The 25454-nt window shown below is 51.0% G+C and carries 23 protein-coding genes, 2 tRNA genes and 1 pseudogene; 17 read left to right on the plus strand and 9 right to left on the minus strand.

What is annotated here, in order from left to right:
- Positions 1–123, plus strand: a pseudogene (locus HYQ67_RS22585) (IS110 family transposase); the annotation flags it as partial.
- A 303-nt stretch (positions 124–426) separates the two neighbouring features.
- Here HYQ67_RS22585 and HYQ67_RS22590 read toward each other — a convergent pair.
- The 4 genes from HYQ67_RS22590 to HYQ67_RS22605 form a co-directional block, all read right to left on the minus strand.
- Positions 427–511: transfer RNA gene (locus HYQ67_RS22590), tRNA-Tyr, on the minus strand.
- A 191-nt stretch (positions 512–702) separates the two neighbouring features.
- Positions 703–787, minus strand: a tRNA-Tyr gene (locus HYQ67_RS22595).
- Between the two features lie 155 nt (positions 788–942).
- The gene (purU, locus tag HYQ67_RS22600; protein WP_202308134.1) at positions 943–1785 is read right to left on the minus strand and encodes a formyltetrahydrofolate deformylase; all 843 of its coding nucleotides are present in this window, start codon (positions 1783–1785) and stop codon (positions 943–945) included.
- 61 nt (positions 1786–1846) lie between these two features.
- On the minus strand, positions 1847–2305 hold the full coding sequence (locus HYQ67_RS22605) for a YchJ family protein (RefSeq protein WP_202308136.1): 459 nt from the start codon (positions 2303–2305) through the stop codon (positions 1847–1849).
- A 114-nt stretch (positions 2306–2419) separates the two neighbouring features.
- Between HYQ67_RS22605 and rssA the strand changes: the two genes are divergently transcribed.
- The 5 genes from rssA (at position 2420) to HYQ67_RS22630 (ending at position 7934) form a co-directional block, all read left to right on the plus strand.
- Complete coding sequence (rssA, locus tag HYQ67_RS22610; protein WP_202308138.1) at positions 2420–3328, plus strand: patatin-like phospholipase RssA; 909 nt, start codon at positions 2420–2422, stop codon at positions 3326–3328.
- A 93-nt stretch (positions 3329–3421) separates the two neighbouring features.
- The gene (rssB, locus tag HYQ67_RS22615) at positions 3422–4435 is read left to right on the plus strand and encodes a two-component system response regulator RssB (protein ID WP_202308140.1); all 1014 of its coding nucleotides are present in this window, start codon (positions 3422–3424) and stop codon (positions 4433–4435) included.
- A 200-nt stretch (positions 4436–4635) separates the two neighbouring features.
- Positions 4636–5544: a UTP--glucose-1-phosphate uridylyltransferase GalU gene (gene galU / locus HYQ67_RS22620; protein ID WP_202308149.1), complete on the plus strand. Its 909-nt coding sequence runs from the start codon at positions 4636–4638 to the stop codon at positions 5542–5544.
- A gap of 24 nt (positions 5545–5568) precedes the next feature.
- Positions 5569–6909 carry a UDP-glucose dehydrogenase family protein gene (locus HYQ67_RS22625; RefSeq protein ID WP_202308151.1) on the plus strand — a complete coding sequence of 447 codons (1341 nt, stop codon included), beginning with the start codon at positions 5569–5571 and terminating at the stop codon, positions 6907–6909.
- A gap of 14 nt (positions 6910–6923) precedes the next feature.
- Positions 6924–7934: an NAD-dependent epimerase gene (locus HYQ67_RS22630; protein ID WP_202308161.1), complete on the plus strand. Its 1011-nt coding sequence runs from the start codon at positions 6924–6926 to the stop codon at positions 7932–7934.
- Positions 7935–8043: 109 nt separating this feature from the next.
- Here HYQ67_RS22630 and hns read toward each other — a convergent pair whose 3' ends face one another.
- Entirely contained in the window at positions 8044–8454 is a 411-nt protein-coding gene (gene hns / locus HYQ67_RS22635; protein WP_202308171.1) for a histone-like nucleoid-structuring protein H-NS, read from the minus strand.
- A 549-nt stretch (positions 8455–9003) separates the two neighbouring features.
- On the opposite strand from hns, the gene tdk reads away from it, so the two are divergent.
- Entirely contained in the window at positions 9004–9609 is a 606-nt protein-coding gene (tdk, locus tag HYQ67_RS22640) for a thymidine kinase (RefSeq protein WP_202308173.1), read from the plus strand.
- 121 nt (positions 9610–9730) lie between these two features.
- Here tdk and adhE read toward each other — a convergent pair whose 3' ends face one another.
- Entirely contained in the window at positions 9731–12403 is a 2673-nt protein-coding gene (adhE, locus tag HYQ67_RS22645) for a bifunctional acetaldehyde-CoA/alcohol dehydrogenase (protein WP_202308175.1), read from the minus strand.
- 489 nt (positions 12404–12892) lie between these two features.
- Here adhE and HYQ67_RS22650 point away from each other — a divergent pair, with 489 nt between their 5' ends.
- The 7 genes from HYQ67_RS22650 (at position 12893) to HYQ67_RS22680 (ending at position 21089) form a co-directional block, all read left to right on the plus strand.
- Positions 12893–13540, plus strand: coding sequence for a YchE family NAAT transporter (locus tag HYQ67_RS22650; RefSeq protein ID WP_202308177.1), 648 nt, complete (start codon positions 12893–12895; stop codon positions 13538–13540).
- A gap of 793 nt (positions 13541–14333) precedes the next feature.
- A complete protein-coding gene (oppA, locus tag HYQ67_RS22655) occupies positions 14334–15968 on the plus strand; it encodes an oligopeptide ABC transporter substrate-binding protein OppA (protein ID WP_202308179.1) in 1635 nt (544 codons plus the stop codon).
- An 88-nt stretch (positions 15969–16056) separates the two neighbouring features.
- A complete protein-coding gene (gene oppB / locus HYQ67_RS22660; protein WP_202308181.1) occupies positions 16057–16977 on the plus strand; it encodes an oligopeptide ABC transporter permease OppB in 921 nt (306 codons plus the stop codon).
- Positions 16978–16991: 14 nt separating this feature from the next.
- Positions 16992–17900, plus strand: coding sequence for an oligopeptide ABC transporter permease OppC (oppC, locus tag HYQ67_RS22665; RefSeq protein WP_202308183.1), 909 nt, complete (start codon positions 16992–16994; stop codon positions 17898–17900).
- An 11-nt stretch (positions 17901–17911) separates the two neighbouring features.
- A complete protein-coding gene (locus HYQ67_RS22670) occupies positions 17912–18925 on the plus strand; it encodes an ABC transporter ATP-binding protein (protein ID WP_202308185.1) in 1014 nt (337 codons plus the stop codon).
- On the plus strand, positions 18922–19926 hold the full coding sequence (gene oppF, locus HYQ67_RS22675; protein ID WP_202308195.1) for a murein tripeptide/oligopeptide ABC transporter ATP-binding protein OppF: 1005 nt from the start codon (positions 18922–18924) through the stop codon (positions 19924–19926). The genes HYQ67_RS22670 and oppF overlap by 4 nt, the downstream gene beginning before the upstream one ends.
- Positions 19927–20219: 293 nt before the next feature.
- Positions 20220–21089 (plus strand): ion transporter, encoded by an 870-nt coding sequence (locus HYQ67_RS22680; RefSeq protein WP_202308204.1) that lies wholly within the window; start codon positions 20220–20222, stop codon positions 21087–21089.
- A 77-nt stretch (positions 21090–21166) separates the two neighbouring features.
- Here the strand turns inward: HYQ67_RS22680 and HYQ67_RS22685 are convergent, their stop codons facing one another.
- Positions 21167–21496, minus strand: coding sequence for an HI1450 family dsDNA-mimic protein (locus HYQ67_RS22685; protein WP_034494996.1), 330 nt, complete (start codon positions 21494–21496; stop codon positions 21167–21169).
- 37 nt (positions 21497–21533) lie between these two features.
- On the minus strand, positions 21534–22994 hold the full coding sequence (gene cls, locus HYQ67_RS22690; RefSeq protein WP_202308197.1) for a cardiolipin synthase: 1461 nt from the start codon (positions 22992–22994) through the stop codon (positions 21534–21536).
- Between the two features lie 144 nt (positions 22995–23138).
- Here cls and HYQ67_RS22695 point away from each other — a divergent pair, with 144 nt between their 5' ends.
- Both HYQ67_RS22695 and HYQ67_RS22700 read left to right on the plus strand, forming a co-directional pair.
- Positions 23139–23318, plus strand: coding sequence for a YciY family protein (locus HYQ67_RS22695; RefSeq protein ID WP_202308200.1), 180 nt, complete (start codon positions 23139–23141; stop codon positions 23316–23318).
- Between the two features lie 147 nt (positions 23319–23465).
- The gene (locus HYQ67_RS22700; RefSeq protein ID WP_202308206.1) at positions 23466–23993 is read left to right on the plus strand and encodes a YagU family protein; all 528 of its coding nucleotides are present in this window, start codon (positions 23466–23468) and stop codon (positions 23991–23993) included.
- A gap of 88 nt (positions 23994–24081) precedes the next feature.
- Here HYQ67_RS22700 and HYQ67_RS22705 read toward each other — a convergent pair whose 3' ends face one another.
- On the minus strand, positions 24082–24378 hold the full coding sequence (locus tag HYQ67_RS22705; RefSeq protein ID WP_202308202.1) for a YciI family protein: 297 nt from the start codon (positions 24376–24378) through the stop codon (positions 24082–24084).
- Between the two features lie 221 nt (positions 24379–24599).
- On the opposite strand from HYQ67_RS22705, the gene tonB reads away from it, so the two are divergent.
- Positions 24600–25316, plus strand: a complete 717-nt coding sequence (gene tonB, locus HYQ67_RS22710; RefSeq protein ID WP_202308216.1) for a TonB system transport protein TonB — start codon at positions 24600–24602, stop codon at positions 25314–25316.
- Positions 25317–25454: the final 138 nt, after the last annotated feature.

The following is a 25454-nucleotide window of genomic DNA, read 5'->3' on the forward strand; positions in this document are numbered from 1 at the left end:
AAAGCGCCGAAGCTGATAATCGGTGCGATGATGCGCAAGCTGGCGCAGGTGGCATACGGCGTCCTGAAGTCAGGACGCCCGTTCGATGCCACGCTTCATACGGGAAATGCTTGCATGGCATAACAGTATCTACGAAGGGATTTATGATCCTTGTAGGGGAGGTAAGCGACAGCGCCATTCGCCAATATTGGGGTTCAGATTGGTAGGGGGGATAAGCGATAACGTCATCCACCGAGATTTGTGGATCTGGAAAAGTAGTGCGAACTGGAACATGGGAAGGTACTAAAAGATGGTGGCGGGGGAAGGATGATCGCGCATCGCGCGTTCTCACTGGCGTGAGTCGAACCTTAATCGAAGCTTCTCGTCCTTCCCCATCGGGAATATAGAGGAGTAGTTCAGTTTTGAAAGTTTGAGGTGTTTTTTAGATGGTGGCGGGGGAAGGATTCGAACCTTCGAAGTCGATGACGGCAGATTTACAGTCTGCTCCCTTTGGCCGCTCGGGAACCCCGCCAGGGGTATGGTACATGTCGGCTTGAAAACCAATCTTGAGTTGGCTTCACGAACGGAGTGGGAAGGCTGACCGTTGCTGAAGCAACGTTGTCTCACTACGTTCGACTCGAACCTTAATCGAAGCTTCTCGTCCTTCCCCGTGAGGAGTCTGGAAGAAATGTGCTCGTTTGATGAAGAGAGCGAGTTAATTAATGGTGGTGGGGGAAGGATTCGAACCTTCGAAGTCGATGACGGCAGATTTACAGTCTGCTCCCTTTGGCCGCTCGGGAACCCCACCACGGGGTACTACATTTACTGGTCTGCTTCCTTGGCTGGAAGCGGGGCGCATCATATCAAATGAAGCGCCCCTGTAAAGCTTTCGCGCTAAGAAAATGAATCGTTTGCCGTTTTTTTATGCGTAACGCCTCAAAGCTAAACAATTCGTCCTGATTTTTACAGAATGATGGTGCGATTACCGTATACGAATACCCGCTGGGCCAGAACCTGATACAGAGCACGGCTGAGCACGTTTTTCTCGACGTCGCGACCTGCGCGCATCATATCTTCTGCGGTGTAGGTGTGATCGACGTGGATCACGTCCTGCATGATGATTGGCCCTTCGTCCAGGTTGTCATTCACGTAGTGCGCGGTGGCACCGATGATCTTCACGCCACGCTCGTACGCCTGATGATAAGGACGCGCACCGATAAATGCTGGCAGGAACGAGTGATGAATATTGATAATCTGGTTCGGGAAGCGGGAGACAAACAGCGGTGTCAGTACGCGCATATACTTTGCCAGCACGACGTAGTCTGGCTCGTAAGCAGCGATAGCGTCCGCCATCTGGGTATCATGCTCTTCACGGGTCATCCCTTCGTGGCTTACCAGCTGGAACGGAATATCAAAACGTTCAACCAGTGTGCGTAGCGTGTCGTGGTTACCGATAACTGCAGCAATATCGACATCCAGACCGCCATAAGTCGCCTTCATCAGCAGGTCGCCCAGACAATGGGCTTCTTTGGTCACCAGAATCACCACGCGACGTCGACCCGCCGGGGTAAGTTCACGTACCGAACCTTCCGGTAAAGCGCTGTCGAGGTCAGCCAGCAGCGTTGTGTCGTTGAAAATGCCTTCCAGCTCGGTGCGCATGAAGAAGCGGCCGGTGCGGTGATCGACAAATTCGTTGTTCTGCACGATGTTAAGCTCGTGCTTGTAGCAAATGTTGGTGATCTTGGCGATAAGCCCTTTTGCGTCAGGGCAGATGGTACGAAGTACTTTTCGTTGAAGTGCTGGCATCGCTTGGTAAATCCTGTTGAACGGTGTTTGCTAAACAATAGTGTGGTTACGGCCTGAAAGGTTATCGCCCACAACACTTTTTGTATTTTTTGCCGGAGCCACAAGGGCAGGGGTCATTACGCCCCAGCGTGGGGCGAGTGCCGTCGACATAGTACCATTGCCCGGATTCTTTTAAGAATCGGGAACGCTCGATAATGGCACTTTCACGCTCCTTGTCTTTAAATCGGGCAACAAAACTGACAAAACCTTCGTTTTCATCCCTTCCGCTGGCCTCTTCAAAGACGGTTAACCCCAGCCACTGCGTGGCGGCGAAACTCGCAGAAAGATCCGTTGTCAGAGTGTCATAGCGTGCGGCAGGATGCCAGGTTGCAACAAGGTATTCCGCGTCTTGCATCGCATAGGCGCTATATCGCGAGCGCATAAGTTGTGACGGCGTTAATGGCAGGCTCACACCGCGTACGTAAGGCTGACAACATAGGCTATACTCCAGACCGCTGCCGCAGGGACAAAGTTGCGCCACAGTAACTCCTTGGTAAAAGAATAAACGGCGATATACGCCCGTGCAGCATATGTTAACCGAGCAGTGGCGAAGGCGCCACGGGATGTCAATCCCGAAAAGAGTGACCGAGGCGGAATGAGACAGGTAAAAATCGGCCTGGCGTTAGGGTCGGGGGCAGCAAAAGGTTGGGCGCATATTGGCGTCATCAATGCGCTAAAGAGAGCGGGAATTGAGGTCGATATTGTGGCGGGCTGCTCCGTCGGCGCGCTGGTGGGTGCCGCGTATGCGAGTAACCGTCTACCGGTAATGGAGCGCTGGGTTCGTTCCTTCAGCTACTGGGACGTGCTGCGGCTGATGGATTTGTCCTGGCGCCGCGGTGGTCTGCTGCGTGGGGAAAGGGTTTTTAATAATATTCGCAAAATTATGCCGGATGAAACTATCGAAGGTTGCACCCTGCGTTTTGGTTCTGTGGCAACTAATCTCAGTACCGGCCGTGAACTCTGGTTTACCGAGGGGGATTTGCACCAGGCTGTTCGTGCCTCCTGCAGCATGCCCGGGCTGTTATCACCGGTAGGATTTAATGGCTACTGGCTGGTTGATGGCGCCGTTGTTAACCCCGTACCTGTTTCGCTTACCCGCGCGCTTGGCGCCGATATTGTTATCGCCGTAGATCTTCAGCACGATGCGCATCTGATGCAACAGGATTTGTTGTCCGTCAATATGAGCGGCCCTGTTTCGGAAGAACCGGGACAATCCGATACCTGGCGCGGGCGTCTGCGTGAACAATTAGGGAAAATGAAATCCCGTCGGGCAAACAGCACACCGACGGCGATGGAGATTATGTCCACCTCCATTCAGGTGCTTGAAAATCGACTCAAGCGCAACCGCATGGCAGGCGATCCCCCCGATATTCTCATCCAGCCGTTCTGCCCACAAATTTCGACGCTGGATTTTCACCGCGCAGCGGAAGCGATTACCGCCGGGACTCAGGCCGTTGAAAAAAAAATGGATGAGCTGCTGCCACTGGTTCGTACTCATGATTGAGTATTGGTTTTTTTCGTTTCTTCAGGCAATTCTGACAGGCGCGCCGGGCATAAGCATGCCACTATTTATTGATTGCCGGTCAGAGGAGAGAGCATGACACAGCCACTTATGGGAAAGCAGATCCTCATCGTTGAGGATGAGCCTGTTTTCCGCTCCCTGCTGGAAAGCTATCTCTCATCGCTCGGAGCAGAAACTTCTGTGGCCTGGGATGGGATTGATGCGCTGGAAAAAATGACGTCTTCCACGCCGGATTTGCTGATTTGCGATCTTGCGATGCCAAGAATGAACGGCCTCAAGCTTGTTGAGCACATTCGTAATGAAGGCGATCAGACGCCGATTCTGGTGATTTCCGCGACGGAAAATATGGCCGATATCGCGAAGGCATTGCGTCTTGGCGTGCAGGACGTGCTGCTTAAACCATTAAAAGATCTTAACCGCCTGCGTGAGACCGTCTTCGCCTGCCTTTACCCAGCCATGTTCAATTCGCGTGTGGAAGAAGAGGAGCGATTGTTCCAGGACTGGGACGCGCTGGTGAGTGACCCACAGGCCGCGTCAAAGCTCCTCCAGGAGCTACAGCCGCCGGTTCAGCAGGTCATGTCCCACTGTCGGGTCAACTACCGTCAACTGATTGCCGCGGACCAGCCGGGCCTGGTGCTGGATATTGCGCCGCTTTCGGATAACGATCTGGCATTTTATTGTCTGGATGTGACTCGAGCAGGGGATAACGGCGTGCTGGCAGCCTTGCTGCTGCGCGCGCTCTTTAACGGTTTATTACAAGAGCAGCTTTCTCATCAGCGTCAACGGTTACCGGAATTAGGTAATTTACTCAAGCAGGTGAACCAGTTATTGCGCCAGGCTAATCTAACCGGTCAATTTCCGCTCATTGTTGGTTATTATCACAGCGTATTAAAAAACCTCATCTTAGTTTCCGCCGGACTTAATGCGACATTAAATACAGGTGAGCATCAAATACAGGTGAGTAATGGTGTGCCATTAGGCACTTTAGGAAATACTTACCTTAATCAAATTAGTCAGCGATGCGATGCCTGGCAGTGTCAGGTCTGGGGTGCTGGCGGGCGTTTGCGCCTGATGTTGTCTGCAGAATGAGCAGCTGACTGATTGATTATTTTTAACTTTTCATCTCCAGAAGAGCCGGTGTTAATATCCCGGCACAGCGATGCGTATTAGTCTTAAATTACCCATGCCAGAGGCATTCAGCGGCAGATTCCGAATTTTAGCTGATATACTCGACGCGTTTTTAAATTGACGAGCAAGTTTGAAACTTGAACAGTCCAGGAGGTTTTTCAATGGCTGCCCTTAATTCTAAAGTTACTAAAGCAGTAATCCCTGTTGCGGGATTAGGAACGCGTATGTTGCCAGCAACTAAGGCAATTCCTAAAGAAATGTTGCCGCTGGTAGACAAACCATTAATTCAGTACGTGGTGAATGAATGTATCGCTGCGGGTATCACTGAAATTGTGTTGGTGACCCACTCATCGAAAAACTCCATCGAAAACCACTTTGATACCAGTTTTGAACTGGAAGCTATGCTGGAAAAACGCGTTAAGCGCCAGCTGCTCGAAGAGGTTCAGGCTATTTGTCCTCCGCACGTGACCATTATGCAGGTTCGCCAGGGGCTGGCTAAAGGGCTGGGGCACGCGGTGCTTTGTGCTCATCCGGTTGTGGGCGATGAGCCTGTTGCCGTCATCCTGCCGGACGTTATTCTCGATGAATTCGAGTCCGATCTCTCCCAGGACAACCTGGCAGAAATGATTAAACGATTTGATGCTACGGGCCACAGCCAGATTATGGTTGAGCCGGTAGAAGATGTTACCGCATACGGTGTGGTTGACTGTAAAGGCGTTGAATTACAAGAAGGCGACAGCGTGCCGATGGTCGGTATCGTAGAGAAGCCGAAAGCTAACGTTGCGCCGTCAAACCTGGCGGTTGTAGGTCGTTACGTACTGAATGCTGATATCTGGCCGCTGCTGGCGAAAACGCCTCCAGGCGCCGGCGACGAAATTCAGCTGACAGACTCCATTGCCATGCTGATGGAAAAACAGACTGTAGAAGCCTACCACATGAAAGGCGTGAGCCATGACTGCGGTAATAAACTCGGTTATATGCAGGCGTTTGTGGAATATGGCATCCGCCATAAAACGCTTGGTGAAGATTTCAAAGCCTGGCTGGAAGAAACCGTTGGCGCGAAGAAGTAACTCCATTCAATGCAGGACTGAAAGATGAAAGTTACCGTATTTGGTATCGGCTATGTTGGGCTTGTGCAGGCCGCAGTGCTGGCGGAAGTGGGTCACGAAGTCGTGTGTATCGACGTTGATGCACAGAAAGTTGAAAACCTGAAGAACGGCATTATTCCTATTTTCGAACCCGGCCTGACGCCGTTGGTTAAGAAGAACTATGAAGAAGGCCGTCTGCAATTCAGTACTGACGCTGAGATGGGTGTTCACCACGGTGAAATGCAGTTTATTGCTGTAGGTACACCGCCAGACGAAGACGGCTCTGCGGATCTGAAATACGTGACTGCCGTTGCTCGCACTATTGCGCAGCATATGACTTCTCATAAAGTTGTGCTGGATAAATCCACCGTGCCGGTGGGCACGGCTGATAAAGTCAGCAGCGTGATGGCACAAACGCTGCAAGAGCGTGGCGTTGATTTGACGTTCGATGTGGTCTCTAACCCTGAGTTCCTGAAAGAAGGCGCCGCGGTTTCTGACTGTATGCGTCCCGAACGTATCGTCATTGGTACCAATAACGAAGATGTGGTCGATTTACTGCGCGAGCTTTATGAGCCGTTCAACCGTAATCACGACCGCATGATTCTGATGGATATCCGCAGTGCTGAGCTAACCAAGTATGCCGCCAACTGCATGCTGGCGACAAAGATCAGCTTTATGAACGAGATCGCAAACCTGGCTGAACTTCTGGGTGCCGATGTCGAGAAAGTGCGTCAGGGCATAGGTTCTGACCCGCGTATTGGCTATCACTTTATCTACCCTGGCTGTGGTTATGGCGGTTCCTGTTTCCCGAAAGATGTTCAGGCACTGATTCGTACCGCTGAAAATATTGGTTATCAGCCTCGTCTGCTGCAGGCAGTAGAACAGGTCAATCATGCTCAGAAGCTTAAGCTTCCTGAATATATTCAGCGCCACTTTGGTGATGACCTTAAAGGTAAAACCTTTGCACTGTGGGGATTATCCTTTAAGCCAAATACCGATGATATGCGTGAGGCTTCCAGCCGCGTTCTGCTGGAAATGCTGTGGGAACGTGGTGCTCAGGTGCAGGCTTATGATCCTGAAGCTATGGATGAAACCCAGCGTATTTACGGGCACCGTGATGACCTGAAGCTTATGGGCACCAAAGAGGCAGCACTGCAGCGCGCTGACGCTCTGGTTATCTGTACGGAATGGCAAAGCTTCCGCGCACCGGATTTCGATGTCATGAAGAAATCCCTTAAGCAAGCGGTGATCTTTGACGGTCGTAATCTCTATGATCCGGATAGACTCAGCAAACGTGGCTTTGTTTATTATGCGATTGGCCGTGGAGCGTCCCTCAATATTGCGTAGTCAAAGAGGTTAGTATGAAATTTCTGGTTACCGGCGCAGCAGGCTTTATTGGATATCATGTAAGCGAGCGACTGCTTGCTGCCGGTCACCAGGTTATCGGTATCGATAACCTGAATGACTATTATGACGTCAACCTCAAGCTCGCCCGTCTCGATTTACTCAAGCCTCACACCCAGTTTCAGTTTGAAAAAATGGATCTCGCTGACCGTAGTGCTATGGAGCAGCTATTTTCCGCGCAGAAATTTGATCGCGTTATTCATCTTGCCGCCCAGGCGGGCGTTCGTTATTCAATCGATAATCCACATGCCTATGCCGATTCTAACCTTATTGGTCATTTGAACGTGCTGGAAGGCTGCAGGCATAATAAAGTTGGTCATCTACTTTATGCGTCCTCCAGCTCAGTTTATGGTCTGAATCGCAAACTACCCTTCTCGACCGATGATTCGGTAGACCATCCTGTTTCTTTATATGCAGCGACCAAAAAAGCCAATGAGTTGATGTCGCATACCTACTCGCATTTATATGGCTTACCAACAACAGGGTTACGCTTTTTCACGGTTTACGGACCGTGGGGCCGCCCGGATATGGCATTATTCAAATTCACCCGCGCAATTGTTAAGGGTAATAGCATTGATGTGTACAATCATGGGCAAATGCGGCGTGATTTTACTTATATCGATGATATTGCCGAAGCTATTGTGCGATTGCAGGATGTCATTCCACAGTCTGATTCGGCATGGACTGTAGAGCAGGGGACGCCTGCCACGAGTTCTGCGCCATATCGTGTCTACAATATTGGTAATAGCCAGCCGGTGACGCTGATGGAGTATATTACTGCTCTTGAGACGGCGTTGGGCAAGGTGGCGAGCAAGAATATGCTGCCAATGCAGCCCGGTGATGTACTGGAGACCAGTGCCGATACCAGCGCGCTATATGATGCCATTGGCTTTAAGCCGCAAACCTCGGTCGCTGAGGGGGTTGCAAACTTTGTGGACTGGTACAAAACCTTCTATAAAACAGCCTGATTTTTCTCAGTCGTTCCGTCGTGGGGAAGCTTGCTTCCCTTTTTTATCGCGGACATAAAAAAATCCCGCCGAAGCGGGATTTAATAAGCAGAACACTTAAAGTGTAAGATTAGGCGATCAGGAAGTCTTCCAGTTTTTTGCCTTGCTCTTCCATTGCTTTCTTAATTACAGCAGGAGTACGGCCTTGACCAGTCCATGTCTTGGATTCGCCGTTCTCATCGATGTATTGGTATTTAGCCGGACGTGCAGCACGCTTAGCTTTACCTGCAGATTTAACTGCAGCCATGCTGTTCAGCAATTCGTTAGGATCAATACCGTCAGCAATCAGCATTTCACGGTATTGCTGAAGTTTACGAGTACGCTCTTCAATTTCAGCGGCCTGTGCATTTTCTTCTTCACGGCGCTCGTTAACAACAACTTCTAATTTTTCCAGCATTTCTTCCAGAGTCTCAAGAGTACATTCTCTTGCCTGTGCACGAAGAGTACGGATGTTGTTCAGAATTTTAAGTGCTTCGCTCATTTTAGTAATCTCAAACTTATATTGGGTTGGCTTGTTCTGGTAATAATAGAGCCTTAAATTAAGTTCTGCAATAGGGATGAATGTAAGGAATTCAAAATTTCGTGTTATTTATGCTTTTATTAAAGCCAGGTCTCTTAAATTCCTGAAGTAGGGTGGGGCAAAAAATGCGGCAAGAACTCACTTTTTCTACAACAACCCTGGGAGTTACAGGGGGTGTTGAGCTTAGCAAAACCTCAAGTTTCACGGGGTGATGTCTAAATATCCACCTTTACTATTATTGTGTGAATAGAAGCTTAATCTTCACAAATTTATATTAAACACACGAAATGTTAATTTTGCTAATGCAATAACATCACAGAAAACTCTGACGCTTAGCTTTGGTTTCATGATGTGTGAAGCGGTTATATGATGTGGTAACTATTAGAAATTCCTAATATATCGCAGGGTAAACATCCTCAAAGGCTGCGGAATCCACGGAAGATTCTGTGCAAAAGCTTATGGTATAATGCCCGTTAACAATATTTACACTTTGACTCAGGTTAACCGCTAATGGCGCAACTCTATTTCTACTACTCGGCGATGAATGCCGGTAAATCCACGGCTTTGCTGCAGTCCTCTTACAATTACCAGGAAAGGGGAATGCGGGCGCTGGTGTATACAGCAGAAATTGATAATCGATTTGGCTCTGGCAAGGTCAGCTCGCGGATTGGATTATCTTCACCCGCTAAGCTTTTTAATCCTGCCACCTCTTTGTATCACGATATCCGCGATGAACATCAACGCGAGGCGGTGCATTGTGTATTAGTTGATGAAAGTCAGTTCCTGACGCGTGAACAGGTGCATGCGTTATCCAATGTCGTGGACGATCTGGATATTCCCGTGCTGTGTTACGGGCTGCGCACAGATTTCCGCGGCGAGCTGTTTAGCGGCAGCCAGTATTTGCTCGCCTGGTCAGATAAGCTGGTCGAGCTGAAAACGATCTGCTTTTGTGGCCGTAAGGCCAGCATGGTTTTGCGTCTGGATAGCGAAGGGCGCCCATTCAATCAGGGGGAGCAGGTCGTTATTGGCGGTAATGAACGCTATGTCTCCGTTTGTCGAAAACATTACAAAGAGGCGCTGGATAAAGGCTCTCTGAAAGGCATTCAGGGCGCATAACTGTCCTGAGGGAGGTAACGCCTTGCTTGCTTCCCGAACTCCTCAGAATGCATTACAGAAGCGATAAAACATGAGACATAAAAAAACCCGCCGAAGCGGGTTTTTATTTAGCTGTTAACAATTAAGCCGTTTTCTTGGCTTTCTTGTCAGCTTTCACTGCTGGAGCGGCTTCGTTAGTCACTACGCCTTCTACGTATTCACGACCGTAGTAGGTATCCATCAGAATCTGCTTCAGTTCGGCGATCAGAGGGTAACGTGGGTTAGCACCGGTACACTGGTCATCGAACGCATCTTCAGACAGCTTATCAACGTGTGCCAGGAAGTCAGCTTCCTGAACGCCCGCTTCACGAATGGACTTAGGAATACCCAGCTCAGCCTTGATGCTGTCCAGCCATGCCAGCAGCTTCTCGATCTTAGCAGCGGTACGGTCGCCCGGCGCGCTCAGACCCAGGTGGTCTGCGATTTCAGCGTAACGACGACGTGCCTGAGGGCGGTCGTACTGGCTGAATGCAGTCTGCTTGGTTGGGTTGTCATTCGCGTTATAGCGGATAACGTTGGAGATCAGCAGGGCGTTCGCCAGACCGTGAGGAATGTGGAACTGGGAACCCAGCTTGTGCGCCATTGAGTGACACACGCCCAGGAAGGCGTTCGCAAACGCGATGCCCGCGATGGTCGCAGCGTTGTGTACACGCTCACGAGCAACTGGGTTTTTAGAGCCTTCGTTGTAAGATGCTGGCAGGTTGTCTTTCAGCAGTTTCAACGCCTGCAGTGCCTGACCGTCAGAGAATTCGCTCGCCAGGACGGAAACGTAAGCTTCCAGTGCGTGGGTCACGGCATCCAGACCACCAAATGCACACAGGGACTTAGGCATATCCATCACCAGGTTGGCATCAACGATAGCCATATCCGGGGTCAGCGCGTAGTCAGCCAGCGGGTATTTCTGACCGGTAGCATCGTCAGTAACAACCGCAAACGGTGTCACTTCTGAACCGGTACCGGAAGTGGTGGTGACCGCGATCATTTTCGCTTTCACGCCCATTTTCGGGAACTTGTAGATACGCTTACGGATGTCCATGAAGCGCAGTGCCAGTTCTTCGAAGTGAGTTTCCGGATGTTCGTACATGACCCACATGATTTTGGCCGCATCCATTGGGGAGCCGCCGCCCAGCGCAATAATCACGTCTGGTTTGAAGGAGTTAGCCAGCTCTGCACCTTTGCGAACAACGGTCAGGGTTGGATCTGCTTCTACTTCGAAGAAGACTTCGGTTTCAACGCCAGCGGCTTTCAGCACGGAAGTGATCTGGTCTGCATAGCCGTTGTTGAACAGGAAACGGTCGGTAACGATCATCGCACGTTTGTGACCATCAGTAATCACTTCGTCCAGCGCGATTGGCAGGGAGCCACGGCGGAAGTAGATAGATTTCGGAAGTTTATGCCACAACATGTTCTCAGCTCGCTTAGCAACGGTTTTCTTGTTGATCAGGTGCTTAGGACCAACGTTCTCAGAGATGGAGTTACCACCCCATGAACCACAACCCAGAGTCAGGGAAGGTGCGAGTTTGAAGTTGTACAGGTCACCGATACCACCCTGTGAAGCAGGGGTGTTGATCAGGATACGCGCAGTCTTCATTTTGTCGCCGAAGTGCTTAACGCGTTCTGGCTGGTTGTCCTGGTCGGTGTACAGGCAAGAGGTATGACCGATACCGCCCATCTCAACCAGTTTTTCAGCTTTAACAACAGCATCTTCGAAGCTCTTAGCGCGGTACATTGCCAGAGTAGGAGACAGTTTTTCGTGAGCAAACGGCTCAGACTCGTCAACAACGCTGACTTCGCCGATAAGAATTTTGGTGTTTGCCGGTACGGTGAAGCCTGCCAGTTCAGCAATTTTGGTTGCTGGCTGACCGACGATTGCCGCATTCAGGGCACCGTTTTTCAGGATGATATCCTGAACGGCTTTCAGCTCTTTACCCTGCAGCATGTAGCCGCCATGGCTTGCGAAACGTTCACGCACTGCGTCATAGGCAGAATCAACAACGATGACGGACTGTTCAGAAGCACAGATAACGCCGTTGTCGAAGGTTTTAGACATCAGGATAGAAGCAACAACACGTTTGATGTCGGCAGTTTCATCAACCACAACAGGGGTGTTACCTGCACCTACGCCGATTGCTGGTTTACCGGAGCTGTATGCCGCTTTAACCATACCTGGACCACCGGTTGCCAGAATCATATTGATATCCGGGTGGTGCATCAGGGCGTTAGACAGTTCTACGGAAGGCTGGTCAATCCAACCAATCAGATCTTTTGGCGCACCTGCAGCGATGGCTGCCTGCAGCACGATATCTGCTGCTTTATTGGTTGCGTCTTTCGCACGAGGGTGCGGAGAGAAGATGATTGCGTTACGAGTCTTCAGGCTGATCAGAGACTTAAAGATCGCCGTTGACGTTGGGTTAGTGGTTGGAACGATACCGCAGATGATGCCGATTGGTTCAGCGATAGTGATAGTCCCGAAGGTCTGGTCTTCGTCCAGCACACCACAGGTTTTCTCATCTTTATAGGCGTTGTAGATATACTCTGAAGCAAAGTGGTTTTTGATCACTTTATCTTCAACGATACCCATGCCAGATTCGGCAACGGCCAGTTTCGCGAGGGGGATTCGAGCATCAGCGGCAGCCAGAGCGGCAGCACGGAAGATTTTATCAACTTGCTCTTGAGTAAAGTTGGCATATTCACGCTGGGCTTTCTTGACGCGCTCTACTAGTGCGTTAAGTTCAGCGACATTAGTTACAGCCATAATGCTCTCCTGATAATGTTAAACTCTTTTAGTAAATCAGCTGCCCGATTCGACAGTATAGTCAGCGGGGCAACGGCTTGCGTAAAAGACGGGACATGACTACTCAAAAACTTCCAATAATGTCTCGCTGATTTACTAAAAGAGCCTTTCCTGGCAATCCATTCGTGTGATGAATGTCTTGCTCTTCAGGTGTAGCCAAGAGTACTCACTTCTGAGTAGGTTTTTTGTGATCTGCGTCACATAAAGCCAAGGCTGACTCCTTTCAGCATCCCATATTCATGTGTCTGAAAAATCATTAAAATTTTAGTCACAGCGAGGACAAAACAAACTACCATATTTTCAACATGTGGGTAACATTATCGATTAATATCGCACAAACTGACTTAACCAGCGATCTATGCTGTGAAAGGGCGTAGCGCCAGCAGTACTTTTCCATTACATTACGCGTGCGTTCGCTATGTTCATTTGCCTCACTTGCGGAGTTTTCGCGTGGCCCAATCTTTGTTCGACTTGCCGACCTATTTTAAGTTCTTTATTGGGCTGTTCGCACTGGTTAACCCGGTGGGGATCATTCCCGTATTCATTAGTATGACCAGCTATCAGACAGCGGTCGCCAGAAACAAAACTAATCTCACGGCTAACCTGTCCGTCGCGATTATCTTGTGGACTTCACTTTTCCTGGGCGACGGCATTCTGCAGGCTTTTGGTATTTCCATAGATTCGTTCCGTATCGCCGGGGGAATTCTGGTGGTCACCATCGCGATGTCGATGATCAGCGGGAAGCTCGGAGAAGATAAACAGAACAAACAGGAAAAGTCAGAAAGCGCTATTCGTGAAAGCGTAGGGGTAGTGCCTTTGGCGCTGCCGCTGATGGCGGGTCCTGGCGCAATCAGTTCAACAATAGTCTGGGGAACGAAGTATCACAGCTGGGGACATCTGATAGGTTTCTCGCTTGCCATCGCGCTCTTTGCGCTTTGTTGTTGGATGGTCTTTCGTATCGCCCCCTGGTTGGTACGCCTGCTGGGGCAGACCGGCATCAACGTTATCACCCGTATTATGGGCCTGTTATTGATGGCGTTGGGCATCGAATTTATTGTGACCGGCCTGAAAGCGATTTTCCCGGGTTTGCTAAGTTAGTCCTTCTGAAACTTTCATATGAAAAAGCAGAATATCGGTTCTGCTTTTTTTATGTCAAAAGCGCATCAACATCTCATTTTTTAAAAATAGTAAATTCACCTCTTTGAATTGCATCCATAAGAAAATGCTTTGAAAATCCTGACTCCGCCGGGCTGTCGGGATTAATTTGTACGGAAATCCTTCAATCGATTTGTTATTTAATTCACACCATACAATCATGCTTGATGCGCACTTATTGAGATGATATTAGTAATTCCTGCCTTCCCGTAGAGGAATGTGCTAAAAATAATCAATTGTTAAGGTTTTGTTGGTTGTGATGTGGTGGTGGAATGTTGTCGGCTCATAAACGTTCTGCATGCTAGTAATTCATTGATTTACAAAGTGTAAGTGTAATGAACTCTCTCACATTATCCCCTTCTGAAATCCACGCCCCAGTTGATAAAAGAGAAATGGTTAACAAATTTGCAAATTGTATTGGCGGGACCTGGGGGCTTTTGATACTTTCCGGGCAAAACAATTCGCTATAAAACGTTCCATTTACAGATGAACTTTGATTTCAGTGTGCGCATGTTTATTAAACCCGTGCACCTCAGTACCAACCTTCGATCAGGGTAGGTTGGTAAGAATCGACGGACCAGGATGCCAGCAAGAGCATCTCAATAAAAAAGTCGGTGATAGCGCAGTAAATAGCAGTAATCCCTTACACACGCTTAACGCTCCGCGCGGTAGGGGACCCCAAGGGGAAGAGGCTGGCCCCAGGGCCGGTAATTATAATGAGTGGAGTAACAACACAATGTCCATCATCACAAAAAAAAGTCTGGTAGCAGCAAGCATTTTAACCGCACTGATCGCGGGCAACGCAGCCTGGGCCGCAGAAGTCCCGGCAGGTGTGCAACTGGCAGAAAAGCAGACGCTTGTCCGCAACAACGGCGCCGAGCCGCAATCCCTGGACCCGCACAAAATTGAAGGTGTGCCAGAGTCAAACGTCAGCCGCGACCTGTTCGAAGGCCTGCTGATTACCTCCCCAAAAGATGGCCACCCAATTCCGGGCGTGGCTGAGTCGTGGGATAATAAAGATTTCAAAGTCTGGACTTTCCACCTGCGCAAAGATGCTAAGTGGTCTAACGGCGAACCTGTTACCGCACAAGATTTCGTTTATAGCTGGCAGCGTCTGGTGGATCCAAACACCGCCTCGCCTTACGCGAGCTATCCGCAGTACGGTCATATCGTTAACGTTGATGACATCATCGACGGTAAGAAAAAACCAAGTGAACTGGGCGTAAAAGCTATCGATGACCATACGCTGGAAGTCACTCTGAGCGAGCCTGTACCTTATTTCTATAAATTACTTGTTCACCCATCACTTTCTCCGGTAAACAAAGCTGCCATTGATAAATTTGGCGAAAAGTGGACTCAGCCCGCGAATATCGTCAGCAACGGCGCATATAAGCTCAAAAACTGGGTAGTTAACGAACGCATCGTTATGGAACGTAACCCTGAGTACTGGGATAACAAAAAAACCGTTATTAATCAGGTGACCTATCTGCCTATCTCTTCTGAAGTGACCGACGTTAACCGCTATCGCAGCGGTGAAATCGACATGACCTATAACAACCTGCCAATCGAGTTGTTCCAGAAACTGAAAAAAGAGATCCCGTCCGAAGTCCGCGTTGACCCTTACCTGTGTACTTATTACTACGAAATCAACAACCAGAAAGCCCCGTTCACCGATGCGCGCGTACGTACCGCCCTGAAACTGGGCCTGGATCGCGACATCATCGTCAATAAAGTGAAGGCGCAGGGCGATCTGCCGGCATACGGCTACACGCCGCCTTATACCGACGGTGTTAAGTTGACTAAACCTGAATGGTTCACCTGGACCCAGGAAAAACGTAACGAAGAAGCTAAGAAACTGCTGGCTGAAGCGGGTTACACCAAAGACAAGCCGCTGACCTTCAACCTGCTGTACAACACCTCCGATCTGCATAAGAAACTGGCTATCGCTGCGGCTTCTATCTGGAAGAAAAATCTGGGCGTGAACGTCAAGCTGGTGAATCAGGAGTGGAAAACCTTCCTGGATACTCGTCACCAGGGTAACTACGATGTGGCGCGTGCCGGCTGGTGTGCGGACTACAACGAACCAACCTCGTTCCTGAACACCATGTTGTCCGACAGCTCCATGAACACCGCGCATTATAAGAGCCCGGCGTTCGATGCGATCATGGCTGAATCTGTGAAAGCAACCAGCGATGCCGAGCGTGTTGCGGCTTACGAAAAAGCTGAGCAGCAGCTGGGTAAAGACTCTGCCATCGTTCCGGTGTATTACTACGTGAATGCCCGTCTGGTGAAACCATGGGTTGGCGGTTATACCGGCAAAGACCCGCTGGATAATATCTACGTAAAAGATATGTATATCATCAAACATTAATGGCAATTCGTGGAGCAGGGCCTGAGGCCTTGCTCCATCGTGTCTTATTTCATCGCACTCTCAAGGCACTGGCCAGAAGGTACGGGCAATGTTGAAATTTATTCTACGTCGTTGTCTGGAAGCAATTCCGACACTCTTTATTCTTATCACGATCTCCTTCTTTATGATGCGTCTTGCGCCGGGTAGTCCTTTTACCAGTGAACGCGCGCTGCCGCCTGAAGTCATGGCGAACATTGAAGCGAAATATCATTTAAACGATCCCATCACCACCCAGTATTTCAGCTACCTGAAACAGCTGGCGCACGGTGATTTTGGGCCGTCATTCAAATATAAAGATTATTCTGTTAACGATCTGGTGGCCGCGAGCTTCCCTGTCTCGGCTAAATTAGGTGCCGCTGCGTTTATTTTCGCCGTTGTGTTGGGCGTGCTGGCCGGGGTGATCGCCGCACTGAATCAAAATACCAAATGGGATTACACCGTGATGGGGATAGCCATGACGGGGGTCGTGATTCCCAGTTTCGTGGTCGCTCCGCTATTGGTATTGATATTCTCCATCACCCTCAGATGGTTACCTGGAGGAGGGTGGAACGGTGGCGCGGTGCAGTACATGATTCTGCCAATGGTGGCGCTGTCCCTGGCTTATATCGCCAGCATCGCGCGTATCACTCGTGGTTCAATGATTGAAGTGCTGCACTCTAACTTCATCCGCACCGCTCGCGCTAAGGGTTTACCGATGCGCCGCATTATCATTCGCCATGCGCTGAAACCCGCATTGTTGCCCGTTCTCTCCTATCTTGGTCCGGCCTTTGTTGGCATCATCACCGGCTCCATGGTTATCGAAACTATCTATGGCCTGCCGGGTATTGGCCAGCTGTTCGTCAACGGAGCGCTGAACCGTGATTATTCACTGGTTCTTAGTCTGACCATCCTGGTCGGCACGCTGACTATTCTCTTCAATGCGATTGTTGATGTGCTGTATGCCGTTATCGATCCGAAAATCCGTTACTAACGCTGGAGTTCGCCATGATGTTGAGTAAGAAAAACAGCGAGGCGCTGGAAAACTTCAGCGAGCAGCTGGAAGTCGAAGGTCGCAGCCTGTGGCAGGATGCACGCCGTCGCTTTATGCATAACCGCGCTGCGGTTGCCAGTCTGATTGTGCTGGTACTGATTGCGCTCTTCGTTACTTTTGCACCTATGCTGTCGCAATTCTCCTATTTCGATACCGACTGGGGCATGATGTCTGCGGCCCCAGATATGGAGTCTGCCCATTATTTCGGTACGGATTCTTCCGGTCGCGATCTGCTTGTTCGCGTGGCTATCGGTGGGCGGATATCGCTGATGGTGGGTGTCGCAGCGGCGCTTGTTGCGGTCGTCGTCGGGACTTTATATGGTTCGCTGGCGGGCTATCTGGGCGGCAAAACCGACTCGGTGATGATGCGCCTGCTGGAAATCCTTAACTCCTTTCCGTTCATGTTCTTTGTTATTTTGCTGGTGACCTTCTTCGGGCAGAATATTTTTCTGATCTTCGTTGCTATCGGGATGGTTTCGTGGCTGGACATGGCGCGTATTGTGCGTGGCCAGACGCTGAGCCTGAAACGTAAAGAGTTCATCGAAGCCGCTCAGGTCGGTGGGGTTTCCACGGCAAATATCGTGGTTCGCCATATTGTGCCAAACGTACTGGGCGTGGTGGTGGTTTACGCCTCGTTGCTGGTGCCTAGCATGATCCTCTTCGAATCCTTCCTGAGCTTCCTGGGTTTGGGTACGCAAGAACCGCTGAGCAGCTGGGGCGCACTGCTGAGTGACGGGGCCAACTCCATGGAAGTTTCTCCATGGCTGCTGATGTTCCCGGCAGGCTTTCTGGTCGTCACTCTCTTTTGTTTCAACTTTATCGGCGATGGCCTGCGTGATGCCCTCGACCCGAAAGATCGTTAAGGAGTGCCGCGATGAGCACAATTGAAAATCCAGCGGTGGTCACTCCACTGAACCAGACATCCGCGTTACTCGACGTGAAAGATCTGCGCGTCACTTTCAGCACGCCTGATGGTGATGTCACTGCGGTAAACGATCTGAACTTCAGCCTGAGTGCCGGTGAAACCCTCGGCATCGTGGGTGAATCAGGCTCGGGAAAATCCCAGACGGCATTTGCGCTGATGGGGCTGCTGGCCGCAAATGGACGCATTGGCGGTTCTGCAAAATTCAACGGCAGTGAAATCCTCAACCTGCCGGAGAATCAGCTCAACCACCTGCGTGCAGAACAGATTTCGATGATTTTCCAGGATCCCATGACCTCCCTGAACCCTTATATGCGGGTGGGAGAACAGCTGATGGAAGTCCTGATGCTGCATAAAAACATGGGCAAGGCCGACGCATTTGAAGAGTCCGTGCGCATGCTGGACGCGGTAAAAATGCCGGAAGCGCGTAAGCGCATGCGCATGTATCCGCATGAGTTCTCAGGGGGGATGCGCCAGCGCGTGATGATTGCCATGGCGCTGCTGTGCCGGCCAAAATTGCTGATTGCCGATGAACCGACGACCGCGCTGGATGTCACCGTTCAGGCGCAGATCATGACATTGCTTAACGACCTGAAACGCGAATTCAACACTGCGATCATCATGATTACCCACGATCTGGGCGTTGTGGCAGGCATCTGTGACAAGGTGCTGGTGATGTACGCCGGTCGTACGATGGAGTACGGTAAAGCGCGCGATGTCTTCTACGAGCCGGTTCATCCTTATTCCATCGGTTTGCTGAATGCGGTGCCGCGTCTGGATGCAGAAGGGGAGTCGCTGCTGACCATTCCAGGCAACCCACCGAACCTGCTGCGTTTGCCGAAAGGCTGCCCGTTCCAGCCGCGCTGTCCACATGCGATGGAAATCTGTAATACCGCTCCGCCTCTGGAGCAGTTTGGTGAAGGTCGCCTGCGCGCCTGCTTTAAGCCGGTGGAGGAGCTGGTATGAATGCCGTGACAGAAGAGAGAAAAGTCCTGCTGGAGATTGCCGATCTCAAAGTCCATTTCGACATTAAAGATGGCAAACAATGGTTCTGGCAGCCCTCGAAAACCCTGAAAGCCGTAGATGGCGTAACACTGCGCCTGTATGAAGGGGAGACGTTGGGCGTGGTTGGCGAGTCAGGCTGCGGCAAATCAACTTTTGCCCGCGCCATTATTGGCCTGGTTAAAGCGACGGATGGTCGCGTAGCCTGGCTGGGGAAAGATCTGCTGGGGATGAGCCCGGATGAATGGCGCGACGTGCGCAGTGACATCCAGATGATTTTCCAGGATCCGCTGGCCTCGCTGAACCCGCGTATGAACATCGGGGATATCATTGCTGAGCCGCTGCGGACATATCATCCGAAGATGCCGCGTCAGGAAGTGCGTGACCGCGTGAAAGCGATGATGATGAAGGTTGGCCTGCTCCCAAATCTGGTCAACCGCTATCCCCATGAGTTCTCTGGTGGTCAGTGTCAGCGTATCGGTATTGCCCGCGCCCTCATCCTTGAGCCAAAACTGATTATCTGCGACGAACCTGTTTCGGCGCTGGACGTGTCGATTCAGGCTCAGGTGGTCAACCTGTTGCAGAAACTCCAGCGCGAGATGGGGCTGTCGTTGATTTTCATCGCCCACGATCTGGCGGTGGTAAAACACATTTCTGACCGCGTGCTGGTGATGTATCTGGGTCACGCGGTGGAGCTGGGAACATACGATGAGGTTTACCATAACCCGCTGCATCCTTACACCAAAGCGCTGATGTCGGCAGTGCCGGTTCCCGACCCGGATCTGGAAAAAAACAAAGTTATCCAGCTGCTGGAAGGGGAATTGCCGTCGCCAATTAATCCTCCGTCGGGCTGCGTATTCCGCACCCGTTGCCCTATCGCCGGACCGGAATGTGCTAAAACCCGCCCGGTGCTGGAGGGCAGTTTCAAACATGCGGTATCGTGCCTGAAGGTTGATCCGCTTTAATCGTGAAGAGCTGGCGAGATGCCAGCTCTTCCGGTCTGAGCAGGCAATAATTTATTTTTGACCATATTCTTCGCATTCTAAGGCTGTAAGAACTGAGGCGTTTATCTGTAATATGAGGGGCTGGCATGATGCCAGCCCCTAGATTGCTGACAAAGAAGGAAAAAGCGTGGTTATTCCTTCTTTGTAGTCAGCAGGCGAAAATCAATGAATTGATTTTCCTTGTTATTTATTCGGTGAGATCTTTGCGAAATTCATTCGCTTTAGGTTTGTCATCTGTCTGGGGGGCTGGCTTAATGCCAGCCCTTTTCGTTTGCGAGGTCATTAAATCCGTGCTAATCCGAACCATCCGCCAGCGGCTTTACCATCTTCTCTTCGATCAAAGAACCCGCTCAGGCCGCCGTTTTGAGGTACTCTGCGGCGGTCTGGCATTCCTCAGCGTGGTTGCCGTATTTGTCGAATCAGGGCTGGGGACGCAATATCATCTGACCTACGAGCAGTGGCACTCTTTTGTTTTCCTGGAGATTGGGTTCACGGTGATTTTCACGGTGGAATATTTGCTGAGGGTATTTTCCTGGCCCAATCCTGCGAAATACGTGTTCAGCTTCTGGGGCATTATCGATCTGGCGACGATTCTGCCGCTCTATGTTTTGCTACTGTGGCCCGAGATCGGTGTTAATTACGAATATGCCTGGCGCACAATGCGCGCGGTACGCGTGTTTCGTATCCTTAAACTCTTACGCTATATGCCAGCCCTGCACTCTCTATGGCAGTCCATTTTCAACGCGCGGCACCAGCTAATTCTGTTTTATGCCTTTATTTCGATTGTCATGATTGTGGCTGGAGGCCTGATGTACGGCATTGAAGGGCCGCCCAATGGATTTACGACGTTAGGAACGTCGGTTTACTGGGCTGTCGTGACGGTAACGACGGTTGGCTACGGAGACATTACGCCGCATACCGGGGCAGGGAGAATGGTTGCTTCAATCTTGATTCTGATTGGCTACTCGGTCATTGCTATTCCAACGGGGATCATTACCGCCCATATGACGACAGAATTTCAGAAGCAGCGCAAGGCGCGCGAATGTCCAAAATGTCACCGGGGTAATCACGATGCGGAAGCGCGTTACTGTCTGACATGCGGCAGTATGCTGCCAAAATCGTAGTAGCGTGGGTGGATAACGTCATCCACCCTTTCTGGAAAGCGGCGGATAGCGTTTTTGCTGTCCGCAGATAAAAGCGGTTACTCGCGCCAGAGGATGTGGCAGAGCTTATGGTCTTTTTCGCGGCACAGTAAAACGCGCGCGAAAATATCATTTAGCTCGCCGCCGTCGGTGTCTGCAAGACCAATCACGACCTCAGCAAAGAAGTCGGGGTTGAGATCGAAATCGACATGTTCCTGCCAGTCTTCCGCCGGGTCGAACAGCTCGGCACCGCCGCGCTCTTCAAACTGCAGGTTGAATAAAATGACATCTGCCGGATCGAGATTATCTACCGCCAGTTCAAGAAAGATGTCGTAGGCCTGTTCCAGGGTTTCGTCTTCGGTCAGACGGTTATTCAGATCCATTTCCATTTTTACATCCACATATCGAGAGCTGATGCGCCACGTTTTACAGCAACGGGCTAAAGAAGTAAAACAGTCGCTCAACCACGCGCTGCCACAGAGGACGCTTAAGCCACAGCTGGGCATCAACAAGCCGTGAACGGGAAATATAATCGTCCTGCACGGCCGCCAGATCGCTGGCAAAACCGGCGTCATCGATAACCATAGTTATCTCAAAATTGAGCCACAGGCTGCGCATATCCAGGTTTACCGTGCCGACAAGGCTAAGCTGCCCGTCAACAAGCACGCTTTTCGTGTGCAACAGACCGCCTTCAAATTGATAAATCTTCACGCCCGCAGCAAGCAGCTCTGTGAAGAAGGCGCGACTTGCCCAGCCCACCAGCAGCGAGTCATTGTGACGCGGTACGATAATACTGACATCAACACCCCGCTGGGCGGCAGTGCAAATGGCATGTAGAAGGTCGTCGCTGGGGACGAAGTAGGGCGTGGTCATGATGAGGTATTCGCGCGCCGCGTATACCGACGTCAGCAGCGCCTGATGGATAAGATCCTCCGGGAAGCCGGGGCCAGAGGCAATCGTATGGATGGTATGGCCGCTGGCCTCTTCAAAAGGCATGATATTGACGTCAGGCGGCGGTGGAAGAATACGTTTGCCGGTTTCGATTTCCCAGTCGCATGAGTAAACGATCCCCATAGCTGTAGCCACCGGGCCTTCCATACGCGCCATAAGATCGACCCATTGTCCGACGCCCGCTTCCTGTTTGAAGAAACGCGGGTCAACCAGATTCATGCTGCCGGTATAGGCGATATAGTTATCGATCATCACCATTTTGCGATGCTGGCGCAAATCCATGCGGCGCAGGAACACACGCATCAGATTAACTTTTAGCGCCTCGACCACTTCAACGCCCGCGTTGCGCATCATATTTGCCCACGGGCTGCGGAAGAAGGTCACGCTGCCGGCGGAGTCGAGCATCAGCCGACAATGAATACCACGGCGTGCCGCGGCCATTAGCGACTCGGCCACCTGATCCGCCATGCCACCTGGATGCCAGATATAAAACACCATCTCGATATTGTGGCGTGCGAGCTGGATATCGCGAATTAAGGCCTGCATGGTTTCATCTGAGCTGGTCAACAGCTGCAATTGATTCCCCTTAACGCCCGCAATCCCCTGACGCCGTTCGCACAGTTGAAACAGTGAAGTCGCCACTTCGCTATTTTCTTCGGCAAAGATGTGCTTATAGCTTTTAAGGTCGGTCATCCATTTGGCGGTGGAGGGCCACATGGCGCGTGCGCGTTCAGCCCGGCGCTTGCCAAGATGGAGTTCACCGAATGAGAGGTAGGCGATAATACCGACCAGCGGAAGAATATAGATGATGAGTAGCCAGGCCATGGCGGAAGGCACGGCCCGACGCTTCATTAAAATACGTAACGTAACCCCGGCAATTAATAACCAGTAGCCTAAAATGACCAGCCAACTAACCACCGTGTAGAAGGTTGTCATACCCTAAAAATCCTTTTGAAATCGTATGTTTTCGAGTTTACGCACAACGGCTGCCCGTTAACACTAAAAGTACACTGAAAACGGCTGGTTTGCCGGGAAGAAGGATCTATAATGGCCCGTCTGAAATAAAGAAGAGTCGTAAAGATGAGGCGTAGCAGAAATGAGGTCGGTCGCTGGCGAATGCAGCGACAGGCTCAACGGCGCAAGGCGCGCTGGCTGGAAGGTCAGTCACGCCGTAACATGCGCATCCACGCCATCAGAAAGTGCCATGTCAATAAACAGCGCAACTCGCTGCTGTTTGCCATTCACGATCAGTGGGCGTAAAGAAGCGGGCACCGTCAGCGGTGCCCAAAATCTTTCTGAAGCCTGTCAGTCCGTTAATGGAATTGGAAGAATGTGTACCAACTGCTAATTTAAAGGCATGGGCAATTAACATCCCGCCCTCAAATTTGCAGCAAGGGATACACAATGATGACATCGCTATTCAGAACGACAATCCAGGCCAGCAGAAACTATGGCGCTGCGCTGTGGGCCGGATTTCTCGGCGGTAACCTGTCCAGCTTCGTTAAGTGGGGGACAGAAAACCCCATGCCGCCACGCACGCCGGATCGCGCCATTCCACCGGCTGAAATGCTTCAGGATCTGGGATTCAAAGTTAATGAAATGATCTATCACTACTCCGGGCATATCGTTAACTGGGGTGTGGCAGGCGTGCACCACATGTTCTCGATTTTATTCGCAATGTTTTACTGCTTTGTCGCAGAAGTCTTTCCCGCCATTAAGCTCTGGCAGGGCGCAGCCTTTGCCATTCTGGTTACCATAGGCTTCCACGGCATTTTCCTGCCGGTATTTCACTGGGCCCCCCCTATCTGGCAGCTTCCCTTTGACGAGCTGTTATCAGAAACGGTAGGGCACATTCTCTGGATGTGGGCCATCGAGGTGGTTCGCCGGGACGTTCGTAATCGCATCACGAAAAAGCCCGATCCCGAGTTTCAGTAGGCCGCAACCCGAAAAAATATAAAAAAAGGGCGCTTCAGCATATGAAGCGCCCTTTTCGATGGTGCTAATTCTGCAGGGATTTCGTTGCTCAGAACACCTGCTTATAAGGTTTGACCGCAACCTGTTTGTACACGCCCGCAGCAATATAGGGATCTGCCTCTGCCCACGCCTGCGCTGCTTCCAGCGAGTTGAATTCTGCAATAACCGTGGAGCCGGTGAAACCAGCGGCCCCCGGATCGTTGCTGTCAACGGCGGGCATTGGCCCGGCAGTCAGCAAGCGACCTTCATCACGTAATAGTTGTAAACGCGCCAGGTGAGCGGGGCGCACGGCCTGGCGCTTTTCCAGCGAGTCGGCATTATCTTCTGCATAGATGACATACAGCACGGGCAGAACTCCTTATTATTGGGGATGTAAAACACCGTAAGTGATTGGCGTCCGGACTGCAATTGAAACATAAACAGGATGTTAAATCTCTGACACAGATGCACGAATTTGCCGCGATCGGCCAGAAAAAATGGCGCTCAGGACAATGCGTTATTGAATATGATTGCTATTTGCATTTAAAATTACCGTCTGTTTAAGACATCGAAGATATTATGACGTCAATGACCCTTGATTTACCTCGTCGCTTCCCGTGGCCGACCGCACTCTCCGTCGTGCTGCATGGTGCTGTCGTTGCGGGATTGCTCTACACCTCGGTACATCAGGTTATTGAGATGCCTGCACCCGCTCAGCCCATCAGCGTCACTATGGTTGCGCCTGTAGACCTTGAGCCGCCACAGCCGGAAGTGGTTCAGCCGCCACCGGAGCCTGTCGTTGAGCCAGAGCCAGAGCCGATCCCTGAACCGCCGAAAGAAGCGCCAGTGGTTATTCATAAGCCCGAGCCAAAGCCTAAACCTAAGCCGAAACCTAAACCGGTGAAAAAGGTTGAAAAGCCGAAGCGTGAAGTGAAGCCTGTTGAGCCGCGTTCAGCCCCTGTGCAGAATGCTGCACCTGTTCGTCCGACACCAGCGGCGAAACCAGCGCCATCCACCAACTCTGCGCCAGTGGCGACCGGACCGCGTTTGCTGAGCCGTAACCAGCCGGCCTACCCTCGTCGCGCGCTTGCATTGCGAATTGAAGGCAATGTGCGGGTGAAGTTTGACGTGGACGCCAGCGGCAGTATCAGCAATATCTCTATCCTGTCGGCGAAACCATCCAATATGTTTGAGCGGGAAGTGAAGCAGGCGATGAAGAAATGGCGCTACGAAAGCGGCAAGCCGGGGCAGGGGCTGACGGTGAACATCGTCTTCCGCATCAACGGCGGCGCGACAGTCGAATAAAAAAAACCTCCCGATGGGATAATGCTGGTCACTTAAGGTGACCAGCAGTTTTTTTGTCTGCGTATTTTCTGCTTTTTACCCTCAGTTCTCTGGGGTAACTTCGCTCTCTTCTCTCCGGTAAAACCAGCCATTTCGCCT

This window comes from Dryocola clanedunensis subsp. sulfonylureivorans (assembly GCF_016756775.1).
Classification (GTDB): Bacteria; Pseudomonadota; Gammaproteobacteria; order Enterobacterales; family Enterobacteriaceae; genus Dryocola; species Dryocola clanedunensis.

Bases quoted from the DNA above. Each gene is read 5' to 3' on its own strand.
- purU (WP_202308134.1), bottom strand. From the start codon at position 1,785: ATGCCAGCACTTCAACGAAAAGTACTTCGTACCATCTGCCCTGACGCA.
- rssA (WP_202308138.1), top strand. From the start codon at position 2,420: ATGAGACAGGTAAAAATCGGCCTGGCGTTAGGGTCGGGGGCAGCAAAA.
- rssB (WP_202308140.1), top strand. From the start codon at position 3,422: ATGACACAGCCACTTATGGGAAAGCAGATCCTCATCGTTGAGGATGAG.
- galU (WP_202308149.1), top strand. From the start codon at position 4,636: ATGGCTGCCCTTAATTCTAAAGTTACTAAAGCAGTAATCCCTGTTGCG.
- HYQ67_RS22625 (WP_202308151.1), top strand. From the start codon at position 5,569: ATGAAAGTTACCGTATTTGGTATCGGCTATGTTGGGCTTGTGCAGGCC.
- HYQ67_RS22630 (WP_202308161.1), top strand. From the start codon at position 6,924: ATGAAATTTCTGGTTACCGGCGCAGCAGGCTTTATTGGATATCATGTA.
- hns (WP_202308171.1), bottom strand. From the start codon at position 8,454: ATGAGCGAAGCACTTAAAATTCTGAACAACATCCGTACTCTTCGTGCA.
- tdk (WP_202308173.1), top strand. From the start codon at position 9,004: ATGGCGCAACTCTATTTCTACTACTCGGCGATGAATGCCGGTAAATCC.
- adhE (WP_202308175.1), bottom strand. From the start codon at position 12,403: ATGGCTGTAACTAATGTCGCTGAACTTAACGCACTAGTAGAGCGCGTC.
- oppA (WP_202308179.1), top strand. From the start codon at position 14,334: ATGTCCATCATCACAAAAAAAAGTCTGGTAGCAGCAAGCATTTTAACC.
- oppB (WP_202308181.1), top strand. From the start codon at position 16,057: ATGTTGAAATTTATTCTACGTCGTTGTCTGGAAGCAATTCCGACACTC.
- oppC (WP_202308183.1), top strand. From the start codon at position 16,992: ATGATGTTGAGTAAGAAAAACAGCGAGGCGCTGGAAAACTTCAGCGAG.
- HYQ67_RS22670 (WP_202308185.1), top strand. From the start codon at position 17,912: ATGAGCACAATTGAAAATCCAGCGGTGGTCACTCCACTGAACCAGACA.
- oppF (WP_202308195.1), top strand. From the start codon at position 18,922: ATGAATGCCGTGACAGAAGAGAGAAAAGTCCTGCTGGAGATTGCCGAT.
- HYQ67_RS22680 (WP_202308204.1), top strand. From the start codon at position 20,220: ATGCCAGCCCTTTTCGTTTGCGAGGTCATTAAATCCGTGCTAATCCGA.
- HYQ67_RS22685 (WP_034494996.1), bottom strand. From the start codon at position 21,496: ATGGAAATGGATCTGAATAACCGTCTGACCGAAGACGAAACCCTGGAA.
- cls (WP_202308197.1), bottom strand. From the start codon at position 22,994: ATGACAACCTTCTACACGGTGGTTAGTTGGCTGGTCATTTTAGGCTAC.
- HYQ67_RS22695 (WP_202308200.1), top strand. From the start codon at position 23,139: ATGAGGCGTAGCAGAAATGAGGTCGGTCGCTGGCGAATGCAGCGACAG.
- HYQ67_RS22700 (WP_202308206.1), top strand. From the start codon at position 23,466: ATGACATCGCTATTCAGAACGACAATCCAGGCCAGCAGAAACTATGGC.
- tonB (WP_202308216.1), top strand. From the start codon at position 24,600: ATGACCCTTGATTTACCTCGTCGCTTCCCGTGGCCGACCGCACTCTCC.